This is a genomic window from Aliisedimentitalea sp. MJ-SS2 (assembly GCF_032586155.1).
GTDB lineage: Bacteria > Pseudomonadota > Alphaproteobacteria > Rhodobacterales > Rhodobacteraceae > JAWHTC01.
Genome location: NZ_JAWHTC010000002.1, coordinates 420,011 through 434,870, shown reverse-complemented (window position 1 = coordinate 434,870; position 14,860 = coordinate 420,011). Strand labels below are relative to the sequence as shown.

16 protein-coding genes and 1 other RNA gene are annotated in these 14,860 nt (G+C 60.7%); 9 read left to right on the top strand and 8 right to left on the bottom strand.

Going from position 1 to position 14,860, the window contains the following annotated elements; translation table 11 throughout:
• Nucleotides 1-54: 54 nt before the first annotated feature.
• Both RXV86_RS08600 and RXV86_RS08595 read right to left on the bottom strand, forming a co-directional pair.
• Entirely contained in the window at nucleotides 55-870 is an 816-nt protein-coding gene (locus tag RXV86_RS08600) for a tellurium resistance protein TerC (protein ID WP_316299092.1), read from the bottom strand.
• 427 nt (nucleotides 871-1,297) lie between these two features.
• Nucleotides 1,298-2,101, bottom strand: a complete 804-nt coding sequence (locus RXV86_RS08595; RefSeq protein WP_316299091.1) for a pseudouridine synthase — start codon at nucleotides 2,099-2,101, stop codon at nucleotides 1,298-1,300.
• A 54-nt stretch (nucleotides 2,102-2,155) separates the two neighbouring features.
• On the opposite strand from RXV86_RS08595, the gene RXV86_RS08590 reads away from it, so the two are divergent.
• Nucleotides 2,156-2,611 carry a nucleoside deaminase gene (locus tag RXV86_RS08590; RefSeq protein WP_316299090.1) on the top strand — a complete coding sequence of 152 codons (456 nt, stop codon included), beginning with the start codon at nucleotides 2,156-2,158 and terminating at the stop codon, nucleotides 2,609-2,611.
• A gap of 91 nt (nucleotides 2,612-2,702) precedes the next feature.
• The gene (gene lysM, locus RXV86_RS08585) at nucleotides 2,703-3,125 is read left to right on the top strand and encodes a peptidoglycan-binding protein LysM (RefSeq protein ID WP_316299089.1); all 423 of its coding nucleotides are present in this window, start codon (nucleotides 2,703-2,705) and stop codon (nucleotides 3,123-3,125) included.
• Between the two features lie 72 nt (nucleotides 3,126-3,197).
• On the opposite strand, the gene RXV86_RS08580 is transcribed toward lysM, so the two are convergent.
• From RXV86_RS08580 to RXV86_RS08565, 4 genes are all read right to left on the bottom strand, one after another.
• A complete protein-coding gene (locus RXV86_RS08580) occupies nucleotides 3,198-4,394 on the bottom strand; it encodes a DUF1501 domain-containing protein (protein WP_316299088.1) in 1,197 nt (398 codons plus the stop codon).
• 3 nt (nucleotides 4,395-4,397) lie between these two features.
• Nucleotides 4,398-5,762 carry a DUF1800 domain-containing protein gene (locus tag RXV86_RS08575; protein ID WP_316299087.1) on the bottom strand — a complete coding sequence of 455 codons (1,365 nt, stop codon included), beginning with the start codon at nucleotides 5,760-5,762 and terminating at the stop codon, nucleotides 4,398-4,400.
• Nucleotides 5,763-5,904: 142 nt separating this feature from the next.
• On the bottom strand, nucleotides 5,905-6,699 hold the full coding sequence (locus RXV86_RS08570; protein ID WP_316299086.1) for an arylmalonate decarboxylase: 795 nt from the start codon (nucleotides 6,697-6,699) through the stop codon (nucleotides 5,905-5,907).
• 12 nt (nucleotides 6,700-6,711) lie between these two features.
• Nucleotides 6,712-7,404: a metal-dependent hydrolase gene (locus RXV86_RS08565; RefSeq protein ID WP_316299085.1), complete on the bottom strand. Its 693-nt coding sequence runs from the start codon at nucleotides 7,402-7,404 to the stop codon at nucleotides 6,712-6,714.
• A 288-nt stretch (nucleotides 7,405-7,692) separates the two neighbouring features.
• On the opposite strand from RXV86_RS08565, the gene gatC reads away from it, so the two are divergent.
• The 5 genes from gatC to rnpB all read left to right on the top strand — a co-directional run bounded on the left by gatC (nucleotide 7,693) and on the right by rnpB (nucleotide 11,353).
• Complete coding sequence (gene gatC / locus RXV86_RS08560; RefSeq protein WP_316299084.1) at nucleotides 7,693-7,980, top strand: Asp-tRNA(Asn)/Glu-tRNA(Gln) amidotransferase subunit GatC; 288 nt, start codon at nucleotides 7,693-7,695, stop codon at nucleotides 7,978-7,980.
• Nucleotides 7,980-9,467 carry an Asp-tRNA(Asn)/Glu-tRNA(Gln) amidotransferase subunit GatA gene (gene gatA / locus RXV86_RS08555; RefSeq protein ID WP_316299083.1) on the top strand — a complete coding sequence of 496 codons (1,488 nt, stop codon included), beginning with the start codon at nucleotides 7,980-7,982 and terminating at the stop codon, nucleotides 9,465-9,467. Before gatC ends, gatA begins: the two co-directional genes overlap by 1 nt.
• A 37-nt stretch (nucleotides 9,468-9,504) precedes the next feature.
• Nucleotides 9,505-10,248 (top strand): hypothetical protein, encoded by a 744-nt coding sequence (locus tag RXV86_RS08550; RefSeq protein WP_316299082.1) that lies wholly within the window; start codon nucleotides 9,505-9,507, stop codon nucleotides 10,246-10,248.
• An 81-nt stretch (nucleotides 10,249-10,329) separates the two neighbouring features.
• Nucleotides 10,330-10,938: an N-acetylmuramoyl-L-alanine amidase gene (locus RXV86_RS08545; RefSeq protein ID WP_316300207.1), complete on the top strand. Its 609-nt coding sequence runs from the start codon at nucleotides 10,330-10,332 to the stop codon at nucleotides 10,936-10,938.
• Between the two features lie 51 nt (nucleotides 10,939-10,989).
• An RNA gene (rnpB, locus tag RXV86_RS08540) (RNase P RNA component class A) lies at nucleotides 10,990-11,353 on the top strand.
• Nucleotides 11,354-11,412: 59 nt separating this feature from the next.
• Here rnpB and RXV86_RS08535 read toward each other — a convergent pair.
• Together RXV86_RS08535 and RXV86_RS08530 are read right to left on the bottom strand one after the other, a co-directional pair.
• The gene (locus RXV86_RS08535; RefSeq protein WP_316299081.1) at nucleotides 11,413-11,964 is read right to left on the bottom strand and encodes a hypothetical protein; all 552 of its coding nucleotides are present in this window, start codon (nucleotides 11,962-11,964) and stop codon (nucleotides 11,413-11,415) included.
• A 171-nt stretch (nucleotides 11,965-12,135) separates the two neighbouring features.
• Nucleotides 12,136-12,489: a hypothetical protein gene (locus RXV86_RS08530; protein WP_316299080.1), complete on the bottom strand. Its 354-nt coding sequence runs from the start codon at nucleotides 12,487-12,489 to the stop codon at nucleotides 12,136-12,138.
• Between the two features lie 112 nt (nucleotides 12,490-12,601).
• On the opposite strand from RXV86_RS08530, the gene RXV86_RS08525 reads away from it, so the two are divergent.
• Complete coding sequence (locus RXV86_RS08525) at nucleotides 12,602-13,555, top strand: LysR substrate-binding domain-containing protein (RefSeq protein ID WP_316299079.1); 954 nt, start codon at nucleotides 12,602-12,604, stop codon at nucleotides 13,553-13,555.
• Nucleotides 13,556-13,724: 169 nt separating this feature from the next.
• The gene (gene leuB / locus RXV86_RS08520; protein ID WP_316299078.1) at nucleotides 13,725-14,828 is read left to right on the top strand and encodes a 3-isopropylmalate dehydrogenase; all 1,104 of its coding nucleotides are present in this window, start codon (nucleotides 13,725-13,727) and stop codon (nucleotides 14,826-14,828) included.
• The last annotated feature ends 32 nt before the right edge of the window (nucleotides 14,829-14,860 follow it).

The window sequence follows — 14,860 nt, the reverse complement described above, 5'->3', positions numbered from 1 at the left end:
TCATTGCAAAGGCATGTAAGCCGGGCTGAAGCCCGGCCTACACAGGTTAGCAGGTCAATGGTGGGCGTGACGCTCGGCGTTGAGTTTGCGCGAGTAGCCCGATTGCAGGATTTCCACGGCAAAGAGCACGATGACCGAGAAGTAGAAGGTGGTCTTGGACATCGGGATCACTTCGTAGCCGAAGAAATGCAGCGCCATCGTCTTGTCATGGGTGGCGTGGGCGGCGGCCTGACCGGCCTCGCCCAGAAGCACGACACCGACGATCAGCAGGATGAAAAGGCCGAGAACCTCGTACATCCGGTTCTTTTCAAGGAAGGCCGTAACGCCATCGGCCAAGAGCAGCATGGCGGCGCCAGACAGAAGGATCGCTAGGGCGAGAACAGGGAAGACATCGGTAATCGCGATGGCCGAGAGCACCGAGTCAAACGAGAAGATCAGGTTCATCATCACGATAAGCATGACCACTTGGGTCGCGGATTTGCCTGACTTGTGCTGCACGTCCGTTTCGAGGTGGTCGATGGTCAGCATGTGGGCGATTTCCTTGACCGCGGTGTAGATGATGAAGATGCCGCCGAAGATGAAGACCACGGTGGCAAAGTTTACGCCGCCGGTAATCACGCCTTCCCAATCGAAGACGTAGAACGGTTCGGCCAGGGCGTCGATCAGGTTGACCATTGCAAACAGCAGAACGACCCGCAGTACCACGGCGATGATGATGCCCCAGAAGCGCACGGAACGCTGATGCGCCACCGGTGCGCGTTGTGATTCAATCGAAATGTAAAGCAGGTTGTCGAAGCCCAGAACGGCCTGCAGGAAGCATAGCATCAGCAGGTTGCCCAGGTTTTCGACGGTGAGAAGTTCGGCAAACATGTCGCGGTCCCTTGTTACGAAATTGATTTCGCACGGGTGTAGCGCAGGTGGGATATGCAGGGAAAGACACCCTGTGGGGGAAAGTCGAGGCGTTTTCGCCAATTTTCCGAGTATAGGAGGCCGGCGGGTTGCGTTTCAGCCGTCGCTATATTGCCGGGTCAAGTGGGTATGGTCCGGGACGGGTTAGGCCCTGCAGGCGCCGCACGGAATCAAGGCGCTTAGCGCCGCCGTGCGATCACCAGACCGCCCGCAGGGCTGGTGAGTTCGAGAGGGCAGGGCTTCATGGACAGGTTGTACGGATTTCGCGGGGATAAATTGCTTCGAACCGATGTTGGATCACCACCCCTCGGTCTGGTAATCGCACGTCTTTCTCTCGCCCGAAGTATCAGTCAAAAATCATTCTGTGTCCCCGCGGATGCGGCCGGTTCTAACGCTTTCTTCTCCGTTGTGGTTTTCCACGGGGTTTGGGTTTGTCCTTGGGATCGTCACCATCAAGACCAAGTTGATCGCGCAGAACGCGACCGCGGATTTCCTGAACCTCGCCCGGCTTCAACTGCCCCAGCTGGAACGGGCCATAGGAGGTGCGGATCAGGCGGTTCACCTTGAGGCCTATATCTTCCATCGCGCGGCGGATCTCGCGGTTTTTGCCCTCGCGGATCGCCACCGTGACCCAGGCGTTGGCGCCCTGCTGGCGGTCCAGCGTCACTGTCATTGGCTGGAACCGTTCGCCCTCGATGTTGAGCCCCTCGCGCAGCGGATCGAAATCCTTGTCCTGCGGGCGGCCGTTGACGCGCACGCGGTAACGGCGCAGCCAGCCGGTCGACGGCAGCTCAAGGCGGCGCTTGATGCCGCCGTCGTTGGTCAGCAATAGCAGACCCTCGGAATTGAGGTCGAGCCGGCCAACGGACATGACCCGGGGCAACTCCTCGGGCAGGTCGTCATAGATCGTTGCGCGGCCCTGTTCGTCGCGGGTGGTGGTCACCAGCCCGGTGGGCTTGTGATAGAGCCACAGGCGCGGGGGTTCCGGGGCATCGAGCGGCTTGCCGTCGACGGTGATCTTGTCCTTCGGTGTGACATTCAACGCGGCGCGGGTGATCTGTTCGCCGTTGACGGTGACACGACCGGCTTCGATCATGCGCTCGGCCTCGCGGCGCGAGGCGACACCGGCGCGGGCGATGACTTTGGCGATGCGGTCGCCTGCGGGAGTGTCTTGGGGTGTTTTACCTGTCATGACCGCCGCAATAGCGGATTGGCCCGCGCGGCGGAAGGGTCTATGGGAGGGGACATGGAATTCAACGGGTTCATGCAGGCAGCTTTAGCCGAGGCGCGCAAGGCGGCCGATAGGGGCGAGGTGCCGGTTGGCGCGGTGCTGGTGTCCCCCGAGGGGCAGATCGTGGCACGGGCGGGCAACCGGACGCGCGCGTTGAGCGACCCGACGGCCCATGCGGAGATACTGGTCATTCGCGAGCACTGCGCCGAGTTGGGCAGCGAGCGGCTGTCGGAACATGATCTTTACGTGACGCTGGAACCTTGTGCGATGTGTGCCACGGCGATCTCGGCGGCACGTATCCGGCGACTGTACTATGGCGCGTCTGATCCCAAAAGCGGCGGCGTGGAGCTGGGCGCGCGGGTGTTCAGCCATGCACAATGCCACCATGCCCCCGAAGTCTATGACGGGATTGGCAGGTCCGAGGCCGCTATGTTGCTGAAAGATTTCTTTGAAAAACGGCGCCAGGTCTGAGCCCGGTTTAGGGGCAAAAGCCGCGCCAAGTTCCCCTTGTTTCAAGTGCTCAAGACGGTACGTCTGGCGCACACAAGAAATGGAGCATGACATGGGACTTTTCAACTTTTTCAAACGCAAGGGCAAGCGGACTGCAGGCGGAGACAAGCCGACAGTTGAAGACCTGAAAAAGGAAGTCGAAGAGCTGGGTCTGGACCACGAAGGCATCGACCTGGAGATGGAAGGTGACAAGGTAAAAGTAACCGGCAAAGCGGTTTCGCCGGAAATGCGTGAGAAAGTCATCCTGGCTGTTGGTAATGTCGACGGCGTGGCCGAAGTTGAAGACGAAAGCGATGAGCCCGCCAATTTCCATACCGTGGAAAAAGGCGACACCTTGTCGGCCATCGCCAAGAAAACCCTGGGCAGCGCAAGCCGTTACCCCGAGATTTTCGAGGCCAACAAGCCGATGCTGAGCCACCCCGACAAGATTTATCCCGGACAGGTCCTGCGTATCCCGCAGGATGCAACCGCATAAGCGCCAAACAGGAAAACCGAGATTGAAAAAGGGCGGGTGATCCCGCCCTTTTGCGCGATCGGATGTGCAGTATCAGATTTTCCTTAACAGACCGTCCATTGGTTGCAGTGCGACGCTTCCCGGAAAAACGCGGTCCTCGACAAAGCCCTGGTCGAGTCCGAGATGACCGACCAGCAGCGTCTTAAACAGGCTTTCCAGTGAATTGACCGGGCGCAGGTCGCGTTCCTTGTAGAGCGCCTTTGTCGTCAGGCCGGGCCAGTCACCGGCAATCCGGCCGCCTGCAACGGCGCCACCGGCCAGCATGGCGATCCCGCCAGTGCCGTGATCGGTTCCGCGCGAGGCGTTTTCGGCGGCGGTACGGCCAAATTCCGAGACGACGACCACGGTGGTCCTGTTCCAGTTTTCCGCGAGGCCGCGTTTCAATTCCAGCAGCCCTTCGGACACGAAACCCAGCAACCGGCGCAGGCGGTTGTCCTGGCCGAAATGGGTGTCCCAACCGCCAAGCTCCATCACCGCGATACGCGGCCCCTGGGCGTGCGCCAGAAGATCCGCCGCGACCCGGGCCGAGAGTGAGAAGTTGCGGCCCAGCCGGGGCAGGTTGCCGAAATCGGTCATGTTCACATCGGGTTTCAATGCACCGGTGGCGTCATGCAGCGTGTCGAGAAACAGCGGGTCAGAGCGATACATCTGCATCAGCCGCACGAGAAAATCGTCATCGACCTCGGGCAGGGCCGAGTCGTCCCAGGTCTGCACCTCGGCTTGACCTTGCAGGATTAGCGGCACGGCTGGTCCAAGGGCGAGGCCAAGGCGGTGGTCGCCCGCGTTCAGGCCCAGGATGGCGCGGTTGAGCCAACCGTCATCGGCGCCATAGGGCTGCCCCGAGCCGTTTTCGAGCATATTCTGCCCGTCGAAATGTGACCGGCTGCGATAGCGGGTGGCGGTGGCCGGCAGGAACGACAACTCGCCCGCCTGGTAAAGCGGCAGAAGCGGTGCCAGCGCCTTGTTGAGGCCGAAATAGCCATCGAGGCTGACGGCGCCGGGGCCATCGGTTCCGGCTTGGCTGGCTTCGAGTCCGATCACCGGGCGCAGACGGTGGTAATCAGGATCAGCAAAGGGTGCCAATGTGTGCAACCCGTCGAGCCCGCCGCGCAGGAAGACGAAGATCAACCGATTATCGGTCGGGGCAGAGGCAAAGCTGGCCCCGCTGGCGGCCAGGGAGGTGACCAGCCCGCCGGTGGTGGTTTGCAGAAAGCGGCGACGTGACAGCATGGCTTATCTCCGTTGGAATTCGGGGCTGGCCAGGATCATGGCGATGGCCTCGTCGCCCGAAGGCGCGCGTGCGACCCAGGTGCGGGTTTCCGAACTGGCCACCGGTCCAAGTGCATCCTCCAGCACGAGGGTCGGATCGAGCGTCGTGGGCAGGGTGCTTGCATAGCGCCTGATCCATTCGATCCGGCGCATCAGCGCCTCGGGGGCGAGCCAATCGGCGGCGCTGTCACCCCAGCCCGCCGGGGACGGGGCGGCAAAGGGGATCTGGCCAAACTCGCGCAGCGGCTGCAGCAGGTCGCGCGGCTTGGCGTCGCGGTTTCCGGTCAACCGGTGGGTCGAGATCACCAGTTCGTAATGGGTTTTTACCTTGGGCAGCGGGTTGGCCCAGACCTGAGGGAGCGCGATCAGGGCGCGGCTGACCTGGGCCAGGTCACCGTCGGTGTCCAGGAACACGCGGGCGATGCTGTCGACCGCTTCCGCCGGCGGGGTATCGGCCACGAAATGGCGCACCAGTTTGGTCGCGATAAATCGCGCGGTCGATGGGTGGCGGGCGAGGTCGTCGAGAATGCGCGCGCCCTCGTCTGCGCCCGCTTCGCCATAGGTTTTTCCCAGAACCGTTTTCGGGCCCGGTTCGTGAAAGGCCGGGCGGAACTTGAAACGCCCCTGGATCGTGTAGCTGGCTTTCTTGGAGCCCACACCGTCATGGCTCCAGCCGGTCAGAGCCTTGGAAAGCTCAATCACGTCGGCCTGATCATAGCCGCCATTGACCCCGAGCGTGTGCAGTTCGAGGATTTCGCGCGCGAGGTTCTCGTTCAGGGTCTTGGTGCCGCCGGTGCGGTTTAACCGCCGTTTTCCGACGCGTGAATTCTCCCCCAGTGACACGTGATTGTCGAGATAGGTGAGCATCACCGGATGGCGGGATGCGGCCCGTAGCATGTCGGCAAAACGGCCAAAGATGTGCGGCCGGACGACCTCGCGTTCATAGCCGGGGATCGAGTTTCGGATGATGCCCTTGGTGCCGGAGACAGTGAAATGGTTCGACCAGAACAGCACCATGCGTTCGGCGAAGGGGGTGGGCGTGTCGATCATTGCCTGCGCGCGCGCCATGATTTCGCGTGCCAGGGTTTTACGCCGGTCCTTGGCCATGGCCGTGGTCTCATCAGACGGGCCGATCCGGCGGGCGGCATAAACCTCGGCAAAGATGGCGGCGGAACTGCGGAACCCGCGGAGCGTTGCGGGAAGCCGCGGTGCAGGCGTTATCTGATCGGCGATCCAGCCACGTGGGTCCGGCGCGGCGATGGCGGCCTCGCCCGGGGCGGGGCCGAGACCGAACCGGTTGAGCGCGATGAAGGTTTCCAGCTGTTGCATGTCGAAGCCGCATGGTTGCAACGAGTCAGAAGGGCGACCCGCAAGTGATTATACGCATCAACTTTGCGGATTGGTCGCATGAATTTCGATTGTCGGGGCGATTGGCAGAAAAGCGCGGGTATCGGTCAGGGGCAAAACCGGCTCAGAGTGTTGGTTGCAGTGCGGTGCCGGGGCGCTGGAAAATCTCTCCGAACCCTTTGATCCTGTCATCAACGCCGGCGCGGCGCAGGCAGCTCCAGAACTGGGCCTGGTTCGAGGTGATCACCGGCTTGCCCGTCAGGCGCTCGATTTCGGCCGCCACTTCGAGCGAGCGGATGCCGCCGCAGGACAGGAAGATCGCGTCAGCGTCGGGCCGATCGATTTCGCGGGCGAACTCGATCCAGTAATCGGGTGTGACCCGGCCGAATTCGATACCCGTTGTCAGGTTGAGCCCCTGAATGTCGAGCAGGTCGAACCCCTTGGCCAGAAGGAATTCGGCCTCGGCGGTGTTGATTTCGTCAAGATAGGGCGTGACGACCACGATTTTTTGTGCATTGAGTTCGTGCAGGGCATCGACGACGCCGGTGACAAGGCACATCGGCGTGGCCCAGGGCGCGCCTTTGCGGATTTCCCGGTAGATACGCTCTTCGCCGATGACGATCGAACCCGAGGTGCAGCTGTAGCTGATCACGTCGGGCCTGGTGTCGGGTTGCAGGCGAGACGCCGCATCGGCCATGTGGTCGATATGGCGCGAAAGCGTCTCGGTTGTGGTGTAGTCATCGGTCTTGAGCCGGGTGATATGCACCGCCACGCCTTCGGGTGCCATAGCGAAGAAATCGCTTTCCGCGGCCAGGTCGGTGGACATCAGGATGAAGCCAAGCCGGGCGCGATGATGCCTGCCCGCGTCAAGCTGGGGCTGACGCGGGGCAGAGCGTACAGTGTCACCGGATTGGAACATGGGCACGCCGCCCTAGATCGAGATCGGTTGCAGGACCTCAGGTTCGATTACATCAACGCCGGGCAGGCCCGCGATCAGGTCCGAGGCATCCTGTTCGAGGATCGGGAAGGTCTTGTAGTGGCCGGGGATCACGGTTTTGAAGTCGAAATAACGTTTTGCGGCATAGGCCGCGCCCGTCATGTCCATGGTGAAATGGCCGCCCGCCGATAGGATGCCGATATCGGGTTTGTAGTAATCCCCCATCCATTCCATGTCGGCCATGATGTCAGTGTCGCCCGAGGCATAGATCACGTGATCCTCGGCTGAGATCATGAAACCAACCTCTGTGCCGCCGGATTTGGGGCCCTCGGGGGTGGAGAAGGTCGAGCTGTGCGACGCGGGCACCATCGAGACCTTGATGCCGTTCAGGTCGACCGTGCCGCCCTTGTTGAAACCGATGGTTTCGAGGTCATCGGCCTCGGCATAATGGCTCATGACGTCGTATTGGCCGACCGCGGTGGCACCGAGCGTCCGGCAGAGCGGCACCAGGTCGGCGACATGGTCGAAATGGCAATGGGTAAGAAGGATGTGGGATGCGCCCAGGGTGGCGGGTCCATGCTGGTCTTCGCCCAGCATCGGGTTGCCAGTGAGCCAGGGATCGACGAGGATCGTTTGACCGGCGGCTTCGATGCGCCAGGATCCGTGACCGAGCCAGATGATTTGCATGAGAGCCTCCGTTTCTGGTGGTATGTGCCGGGGGTAGCTTAGCACGGAGGCGGCAGGTGTATAGCGGATGTTGCGCCAGCCGCCCGAAGACGCGCCCACCCACCCTCCCCGCGCCTTCGGGCGGCTGGGTTCTCCCGAAACGGCGGTGCGAGCCGCACGCGCGGGTGCCTCCGGCAGGGATATTTTTGGCAAGAGGAAGATGCATGTGCGCATTAGCGGGCGCATTGTCTTGAAGGTGGGCCTTTGGCCGGGTATGAGCCTGATCGACAAGATTTTCAGGAGTCGCGCATGTCGATCGACAAGGATACCGCCGCGAAAGTGGCCAAGCTTGCCCGGATCAAGGTGGAAGACGACCAGCTTGATGCGCTGGCCGGGGAGTTCAACGCCGTTCTGGGGTTCATCGAGCAGCTGAACGAGGTGGATGTCGATGGGGTTGAGCCGATGGTATCGGTCACGCCGATGCGTCTGAAACGCCGGGTTGACGAGGTAACCGATGGCGGCATGCAGGACAAGATTCTGAAGAATGCGCCCGATGCGCGCGAAGGCTTCTTTGCTGTTCCGAAGGTGGTGGAATAATGTCTGATCTGAATACATTGACCATTGCCGAGGCGCGCGACAATCTGCGCGCCAAGGAGATCACCAGTGCCGAGCTGACCGAGGCGTGCCTGAGCGCCATCGAAGGGGCAGGGACTCTGAATGCGTTCGTGCACAACACGCCCGAGATTGCCCGCGAGCAGGCCAAGGCGGCGGATGCGAGGATTGCAAAGGGCGATGCGCCGTCGATGTGTGGCATTCCGCTGGGCATCAAGGATCTGTTCTGCACCAAAGGGGTGCCGAGCCAGGCCGGATCGGCGATCCTGGAGGGGTTCAAACCGGAATATGAGTCGACTGTCAGCCACAACCTGTTTGATGCGGGATCGGTCATGCTGGGCAAGCTGAACATGGACGAGTTTGCCATGGGGTCGTCGAATGAAACCAGCGTCTATGGCAACGCCGTCAACCCGTGGCGGCGCGGCAATGACGATGCGGCTTTGACACCGGGCGGGTCGTCGGGCGGGTCAGCATCCGCCGTTGCGGCGGACCTGTGCCTTGCGGCAACCGGGACGGACACCGGCGGATCGATCCGCCAGCCTGCGGCGTTCACCGGCATTACCGGGATCAAACCAACCTATGGGCGCTGTTCGCGTTGGGGCATCGTGGCCTTTGCGTCCTCGCTTGACCAGGCGGGACCGATGACCAAATCGGTGCGCGACGCGGCAATCATGCTGCAGACAATGTGCGGCCATGACCCGAAGGACAGCACCAGTGCCGAACTGGCCGTGCCGGATTTCGAGGCGGCGCTGACCGGTGACATCAAGGGCAAAAAGATCGGTATTCCGAAAGAGTACCGCATGGACGGCATGCCCGACGAGATCGAGACGCTGTGGCAGCAGGGCACCGAGATGATGCGGGATGCAGGGGCTGAAATTGTCGATATCTCACTTCCGCATACGAAATACGCGCTGCCTGCCTATTACGTGATCGCGCCGGCAGAAGCGTCGTCGAACCTCGCCCGTTACGACGGTGTGCGTTACGGCCACCGCGCCACGCTGGCCGCGGGTGACGGCATCACCGAGATGTATGAGAAGACCCGGGCCGAAGGCTTCGGCCACGAGGTTCAACGCCGGGTGATGGTGGGGACCTATGTGCTCAGCGCCGGATTCTATGACGCCTATTACAACCGGGCGCGCCGGGTCCGGACGCTGATCAAGCGCGACTTTGAAAACGTCTTTGCCGACGGGATCGACGCGATCCTGACCCCGGCCACGCCGAGCGCTGCCTTCGGGTTGGGCGAGATGAGCGAGGCCGACCCGGTGGCGATGTATCTCAACGACGTCTTTACCGTCACGGTGAACCTGGCCGGTCTTCCGGGGATCAGTGTGCCGGCGGGGCTGGACAAACAGGGGCTGCCGCTGGGGTTGCAACTGATCGGGCGCCCGTGGGACGAGGGCGACCTGCTGAATTGTGCCTATTCACTGGAACGTGCGGCGGGATTTGTGGAAAAACCCGGTAAATGGTGGTAAGCGGAAGCAAAAGACCCATAAGGCAGGACGTTCAGTGATGCGGTATTTCCTTTTTCCGGCGACCTTGGTCGCCCTTGCGGCGTGTGAACCCACCGTGCCCGACAGCGGCTCGGGCGTGGGGTTTGGCGACTATGACAGCTATCAGCAGCAACGCGCCGCGCGCGACGCACAGCTGCAGGGTCAGGCCGTTCCTCCGGCCGGGGCGATTTCCGGCGAGGCCTCGACGAATGTTGGTGCACCGCAATCGGCGATGAAACCGCAGGGTGCGGCCGCCGATGTGGCGGCGGATACCCAGGCGGTGCTGGATGCGACAAGGGTCAATTCCGGTCAGAAGCCAGTGGATGCAAGTCCCTCCAACCCGGCCCCGGCGGCGGTTCTGAACCCGGCGGGGATTTCGAAGGAGAACGATTTCAACGCGGTGGGGGCGCAACGTTCGATCGAGGATGATGCACAGCGGCGCGCGGCGCTGAAGGCGCAGTATCAGCAGGTCGAAGTGACCGCCGTTCCCAAACGGAGCGGATCGAGCGGGCCGAGTATCGTGGAATATGCGCTGAAAACCTCGCATCCGGTCGGGCAAAGCATCTATCGCCGCGTCGGGATCAACATGCAGGCGCGGTATCAAAAGAACTGCGCCAAGTACCCTTCGCCCGATTTGGCGCAGTCCGAGTTCCTGGCCAAGGGCGGGCCGCAGAAGGACCGACTTGGGCTTGATCCGGACGGGGATGGGTATGCCTGCTCCTGGAATCCGGCACCGTTCCGGGCGGCCAGACAGTCCGGGTAAGTTGGGGTGAAACCCCACTCTGCGATCATAGACCATCCGTCGCCCTCATTCGGGCCGCGTCGCGACGATGCGCGGCCGGACATGATCGTGCTGCATTATACCGCGATGGAGAGCGCCGAGGCGGCGCTGGAGCGGTTGTGCGATCCGGAGGTCGAGGTTTCGGCGCATTACCTGATTAGCGAGAAGGGCCGAATCTGGCAGATGGTGGATGAGGAAATGCGCGCCTGGCATGCGGGCGCGGGGCGCTGGGGCGATGTGGTGGACGTCAATTCACGTTCGATCGGGATTGAACTGGCCAATCGTGGGGACCATCCCTTTTCTGAGCCGCAGATGTCCGCACTGGAGGCGTTGATGCCGGATATCATGACGCGGTGGAGTATTCCGCCGGAACGGGTGATTGCGCATTCCGACATGGCACCGGGACGGAAGTTTGATCCGGGAAAACGGTTTGATTGGCGTCGGTTGGCGGGTGCGGGGTTGAGCGTTTGGCCCGAGGCCGGAGATCCCGGAGATTTTGAACAAGACGCGGCGGCGTTCGGCTATCCGGTGGGGGATGTTGCGCTGGACGAGGTATTGCAGGCGTTTCGGTTGCGGTTCCGGCCCTGGGATGAGGGGGCGCTTTGTGAGGCCGACAGCGCGGCGATCGCCGGGTTGGCGGCGCGTTGGCCGGTTGGGGCATTGGTGGGTTAAACCCCACCCCAAGTTGACCGAGTGATGATTCACGACTATCTGGGCTGTTGCGCGGAGGGCCGGATGGCCGCGTGGGGTTCGCCCTACGAGGAAAGTCCGGACTCCACAAGGCAACGGTGCCGGGTAACGCCCGGCGGGGGCAACCCCAGGGAAAGCGCCACAGAGAACAGTCAGCCCTCGTCCGCGGGGGTCATGGTGAAACGGTGGGGTAAGAGCCCACCGCCCTGTTGGTAACAACGGGGGCACGGCAAGCCCCACCGGGAGCAATGCCAAATAGGGATCGCATATGGGCCTGCCTTGGCCCGGTGATCCGGGTTGGCAGCTAGAGCCTGCGGGTAATCGCAGGCCCAGAGGAATGGTCATCCAGAGGGGGCAACCCCTTGGACAAAATCCGGCTTACAGGCCCTCCGCGCGTATTCGGGAACTGGCAATGGCTGCATTGAGCCGAGACCGGACAACTAGCCGGAGGAAACTCTAAAATGCTGATAACTTCACCGCCAGGCTGATTTCATCCGTCAACAATCGAATTCTTTCGTTGAGATCGTCAGCCCTATGCAAGATTTCGTTGCGATATAGCGTTGCCGCCTCGTCAAAAGCCTTTTCGGTGACTAAATTGTCTAGATCGTAAGCGATCTTCAACAGTTCTTTAGTGTAGCCAAATGCCTCCAAAGCCCGTGCACGTTGTTCATCAGATACGGCTTGGTTCCTGGCAATTGCGCCGCGAATCTTGGGCATTCCATAGTCAGCACGGCCAGCAATAGCCCCTATGTCATTGGAGATTTTTAAGCTCGTTTCTCCAAAACCCGCGTCAGCGTCAAATGTCCATGTCGGATATTCTTCGCTCAGTAGGGCAAGCGCACCGGCCTGAACAATGTCATCAACGACCTGATCGAGAGCATCGACCTTTATAATAAACTCGGTCAAAGACGCAGTATGTTTGATCGATGAATCAGCTCGCGCCCAAGTGGCTGGAGCATTCACCGCAGCAACTGATAGGCAACCTATCACCAACAACGAATGCCGCATGTCGGTTCTCCTTATCCAGAGCCGTTGACATCACACGAATCATGACTGGATTTCCGAAATCCACTACTCCGCGGAGCCGCCCTTGGAGGCGCTTCCGATCCGTCAGAACCCGACCGAAAGCCTCGGATGGCCGGTCGAAATGTCGACCGGCCCAATCTTCAAGTTAGCGACTCAGCTCGTGCAGAAGTCACATTCGATGGAGCGCAAGAACCCAAGACGCTGCGAGATCGAAAGGTCGACCATCACTGGGTTTGACCAATCGGCATCAATGGCGTTGAGTTCTATGGCATCGCGTCCAATGGCGAGGATGAATGCTTCGACATAGGCATCGTTAGGGGCGTCGAGAACGACGAAATGCGCTCCGTTTTGCGAGAAACTCTCAATCGCCGAAATCTTAAGCGATTCCATTAGTTTCGCGTTGGCACCTTCATAAGCGGCGTCCAGTTTTACGGCGAATTGTTCCGCCTGCGCAGGAAGAGCGACGGCCAAGATGAGGGCGGAAGAGGCGATAAGGTTGCGGATCATGATAATCTCCTGTGGTTGGTGTTGCGTTAGCTGGTGAAGCAACGGTGCAAGTTTCACGGGTCCCTGACAAACGAGATTGCTTTTGATTTTGGGCAAGATATTCTTGTGTCAAATGTCTAAACGTCTCCCATCTCTCACGTCCTTGAGAACATTCGAGGCAGCCGCCCGCCATCTGAGCTTCGCCAAGGCGGCGCATGAGCTGTTCGTGACACCGGCTGCTGTCGGTTTTCAAATCAAGCAGTTGGAGCAAGAGCTTGGTGGTGCGCTTTTCCTGCGCAAACACCGCGCTGTTGAGCTCACCGAAAGAGGCCGCGATTTGCTCACGGATCTGGGCCCAGCGTTCAAATCCATTCAAAGCGCATGGGATGCCGCACACGAACCCGTTGAAACGACGGTCCTAAAAGTCAGTGGCCCCGCGAAAGCGGTCCATAGCTGGGTGTTGCCAGCGATTTCAAACGCCAAAGAACAACGGTCTGACGTGCGCATATCTTGGGACCTCAGCAAGCAAGTGCGAGATGTGTCAAAAGGCGAAGTCGATATGGCGATACGTTGGGCGTTGGAGCCAGAAGGCGACCTGCATTGGGAGCCTTTGCTGCGGACATGGTTTACACCGCTGATGCGCCCCGATATCGCCCGGTATGTCGAGCGCCCCTCGGATATTGGAAAGCAAGGTCTTATCGGTGTCGACTTCGTATTGGATTCAGGGAGGGAGAATTCGACTTGGTCTTCGTGGCACCGTTTGAACGGTCTCGAACCGCCAACGGATTTTGCGGTGACTTGCGCAGATACGGCGAGTGCCGTTGAGACAGCGATCGCGACAGGGCATGTGGCAATCGCAGGGTCGTTCCTCGCTTCCAAACAATTGGCAAAGGGTGAATTGGTCGCTCCTTTCGATACGGCGATCGAGCCCTTGTCGAAGTTCTGGCTGGTGTGCCGCAAAGGGCTGGAAACGACACCGGAGTATCGGTGGTTTCTTTCAGAGGTGCATGAGACCGGTAACGAGATTGATGCGCAGCGTATGGGGATGCGACTGTTTCATCCGGACGGAAGCCCAGTCGCGACCTAACGCCGGATTCCAACAGCCGCTGTTGGTTCTTGCATGGCGACAGCTCACTTGGTCCCGCATTGCAGCTGTTCGGGGGCAGTAGAAACTTGCTTACCCTTTGACCTTCCTTGACCCCACCGCCCCTTCCAGCTAGGCGAAGGCCAACGGATTCCCAGAAGGATACAGCCAAATGAGCAACCCATCGCTTCTTATTCTGCCCGGTGACGGGATCGGCCCGGAAGTCATGGCCGAAGTGCGCAAGATCATCGACTGGTTTGGTGCCAATCGCGGTATGCAATTTGACGTAAGCGAAGATCTTGTCGGTGGCTGTGCCTATGACAAGCATGGTATCCCGCTGGCCGATGAGACCATGGAGAAGGCGCAGGAAGCCGATGCCGTGTTGCTGGGCGCTGTGGGCGGGCCGCAATATGACGATCTGGATTTCAGCCTGAAGCCCGAGCGCGGGTTGTTGCGGCTGCGTAAGGAGATGGACCTTTTTGCCAACCTGCGTCCAGCACAGTGTTTCGACGCGCTGGCTGATTTTTCGTCGTTGAAAAAGGACGTGGTTGCCGGTCTCGATATCATGATCGTGCGTGAGTTGACCTCGGGCGTTTATTTCGGCGAGCCGCGCGGCATCTTTGAGGAAGGCAACGAGCGCGTGGGGATCAATACCCAGCGTTACACCGAGAGCGAGATCGACCGGGTGGCGCGGTCTGCCTTTGAGCTGGCGATGAAGCGTGACAAGAAATTGTGCTCGATGGAAAAGGCCAACGTGATGGAATCCGGCGTGCTGTGGCGCGAAGTTGTGACCAAGGTGGGTGAAGATTACCCCGAGGTCGAGCTGTCGCACATGTACGCCGATGCCGGTGCGATGCAGCTGACCCGCTGGCCCAAACAGTTCGACGTGATCGTGACCGACAACCTGTTCGGCGACCTGCTGTCGGATCTGGCGGCGATGTTGACCGGGTCGCTTGGGATGCTGCCCTCGGCCAGCCTCGGTGCACCGATGGCCAATGGTCGCCCCAAGGCGCTCTATGAACCGGTGCACGGTTCGGCCCCGGATATTGCCGGGCAGGGCAAGGCCAACCCGATTGCCTGTATCCTGAGCTTTGCCATGGCGCTGCGCTATTCGTTTGACGCAGGCGATGAAGCAACGCGGCTGGAAGAGGCGGTCAACGCGGTTCTGGGCGATGGGCTGCGTACGGCGGACCTGTTGGGTGAGGAAGGCGTGCAGCCGGTGTCGACCAGCGAGATGGGCGATGCGATTGTCGGCAAGCTGGCGGCGTCGATTTAAGCGATCTTCTTTAGGAAATGGATGCGGGCGGT

What these genes read in the sequence shown, in the direction of transcription:
- RXV86_RS08600 (WP_316299092.1), bottom strand. Translation starts at nt 870, where the DNA reads ATGTTTGCCGAACTTCTCACCGTCGAAAACCTGGGCAACCTGCTGATG.
- RXV86_RS08595 (WP_316299091.1), bottom strand. Translation starts at nt 2,101, where the DNA reads ATGACAGGTAAAACACCCCAAGACACTCCCGCAGGCGACCGCATCGCC.
- RXV86_RS08590 (WP_316299090.1), top strand. Translation starts at nt 2,156, where the DNA reads ATGGAATTCAACGGGTTCATGCAGGCAGCTTTAGCCGAGGCGCGCAAG.
- lysM (WP_316299089.1), top strand. Translation starts at nt 2,703, where the DNA reads ATGGGACTTTTCAACTTTTTCAAACGCAAGGGCAAGCGGACTGCAGGC.
- RXV86_RS08580 (WP_316299088.1), bottom strand. Translation starts at nt 4,394, where the DNA reads ATGCTGTCACGTCGCCGCTTTCTGCAAACCACCACCGGCGGGCTGGTC.
- RXV86_RS08575 (WP_316299087.1), bottom strand. Translation starts at nt 5,762, where the DNA reads ATGCAACAGCTGGAAACCTTCATCGCGCTCAACCGGTTCGGTCTCGGC.
- RXV86_RS08570 (WP_316299086.1), bottom strand. Translation starts at nt 6,699, where the DNA reads ATGTTCCAATCCGGTGACACTGTACGCTCTGCCCCGCGTCAGCCCCAG.
- RXV86_RS08565 (WP_316299085.1), bottom strand. Translation starts at nt 7,404, where the DNA reads ATGCAAATCATCTGGCTCGGTCACGGATCCTGGCGCATCGAAGCCGCC.
- gatC (WP_316299084.1), top strand. Translation starts at nt 7,693, where the DNA reads ATGTCGATCGACAAGGATACCGCCGCGAAAGTGGCCAAGCTTGCCCGG.
- gatA (WP_316299083.1), top strand. Translation starts at nt 7,980, where the DNA reads ATGTCTGATCTGAATACATTGACCATTGCCGAGGCGCGCGACAATCTG.
- RXV86_RS08550 (WP_316299082.1), top strand. Translation starts at nt 9,505, where the DNA reads ATGCGGTATTTCCTTTTTCCGGCGACCTTGGTCGCCCTTGCGGCGTGT.
- RXV86_RS08545 (WP_316300207.1), top strand. Translation starts at nt 10,330, where the DNA reads ATGATCGTGCTGCATTATACCGCGATGGAGAGCGCCGAGGCGGCGCTG.
- RXV86_RS08535 (WP_316299081.1), bottom strand. Translation starts at nt 11,964, where the DNA reads ATGCGGCATTCGTTGTTGGTGATAGGTTGCCTATCAGTTGCTGCGGTG.
- RXV86_RS08530 (WP_316299080.1), bottom strand. Translation starts at nt 12,489, where the DNA reads ATGATCCGCAACCTTATCGCCTCTTCCGCCCTCATCTTGGCCGTCGCT.
- RXV86_RS08525 (WP_316299079.1), top strand. Translation starts at nt 12,602, where the DNA reads ATGTCTAAACGTCTCCCATCTCTCACGTCCTTGAGAACATTCGAGGCA.
- leuB (WP_316299078.1), top strand. Translation starts at nt 13,725, where the DNA reads ATGAGCAACCCATCGCTTCTTATTCTGCCCGGTGACGGGATCGGCCCG.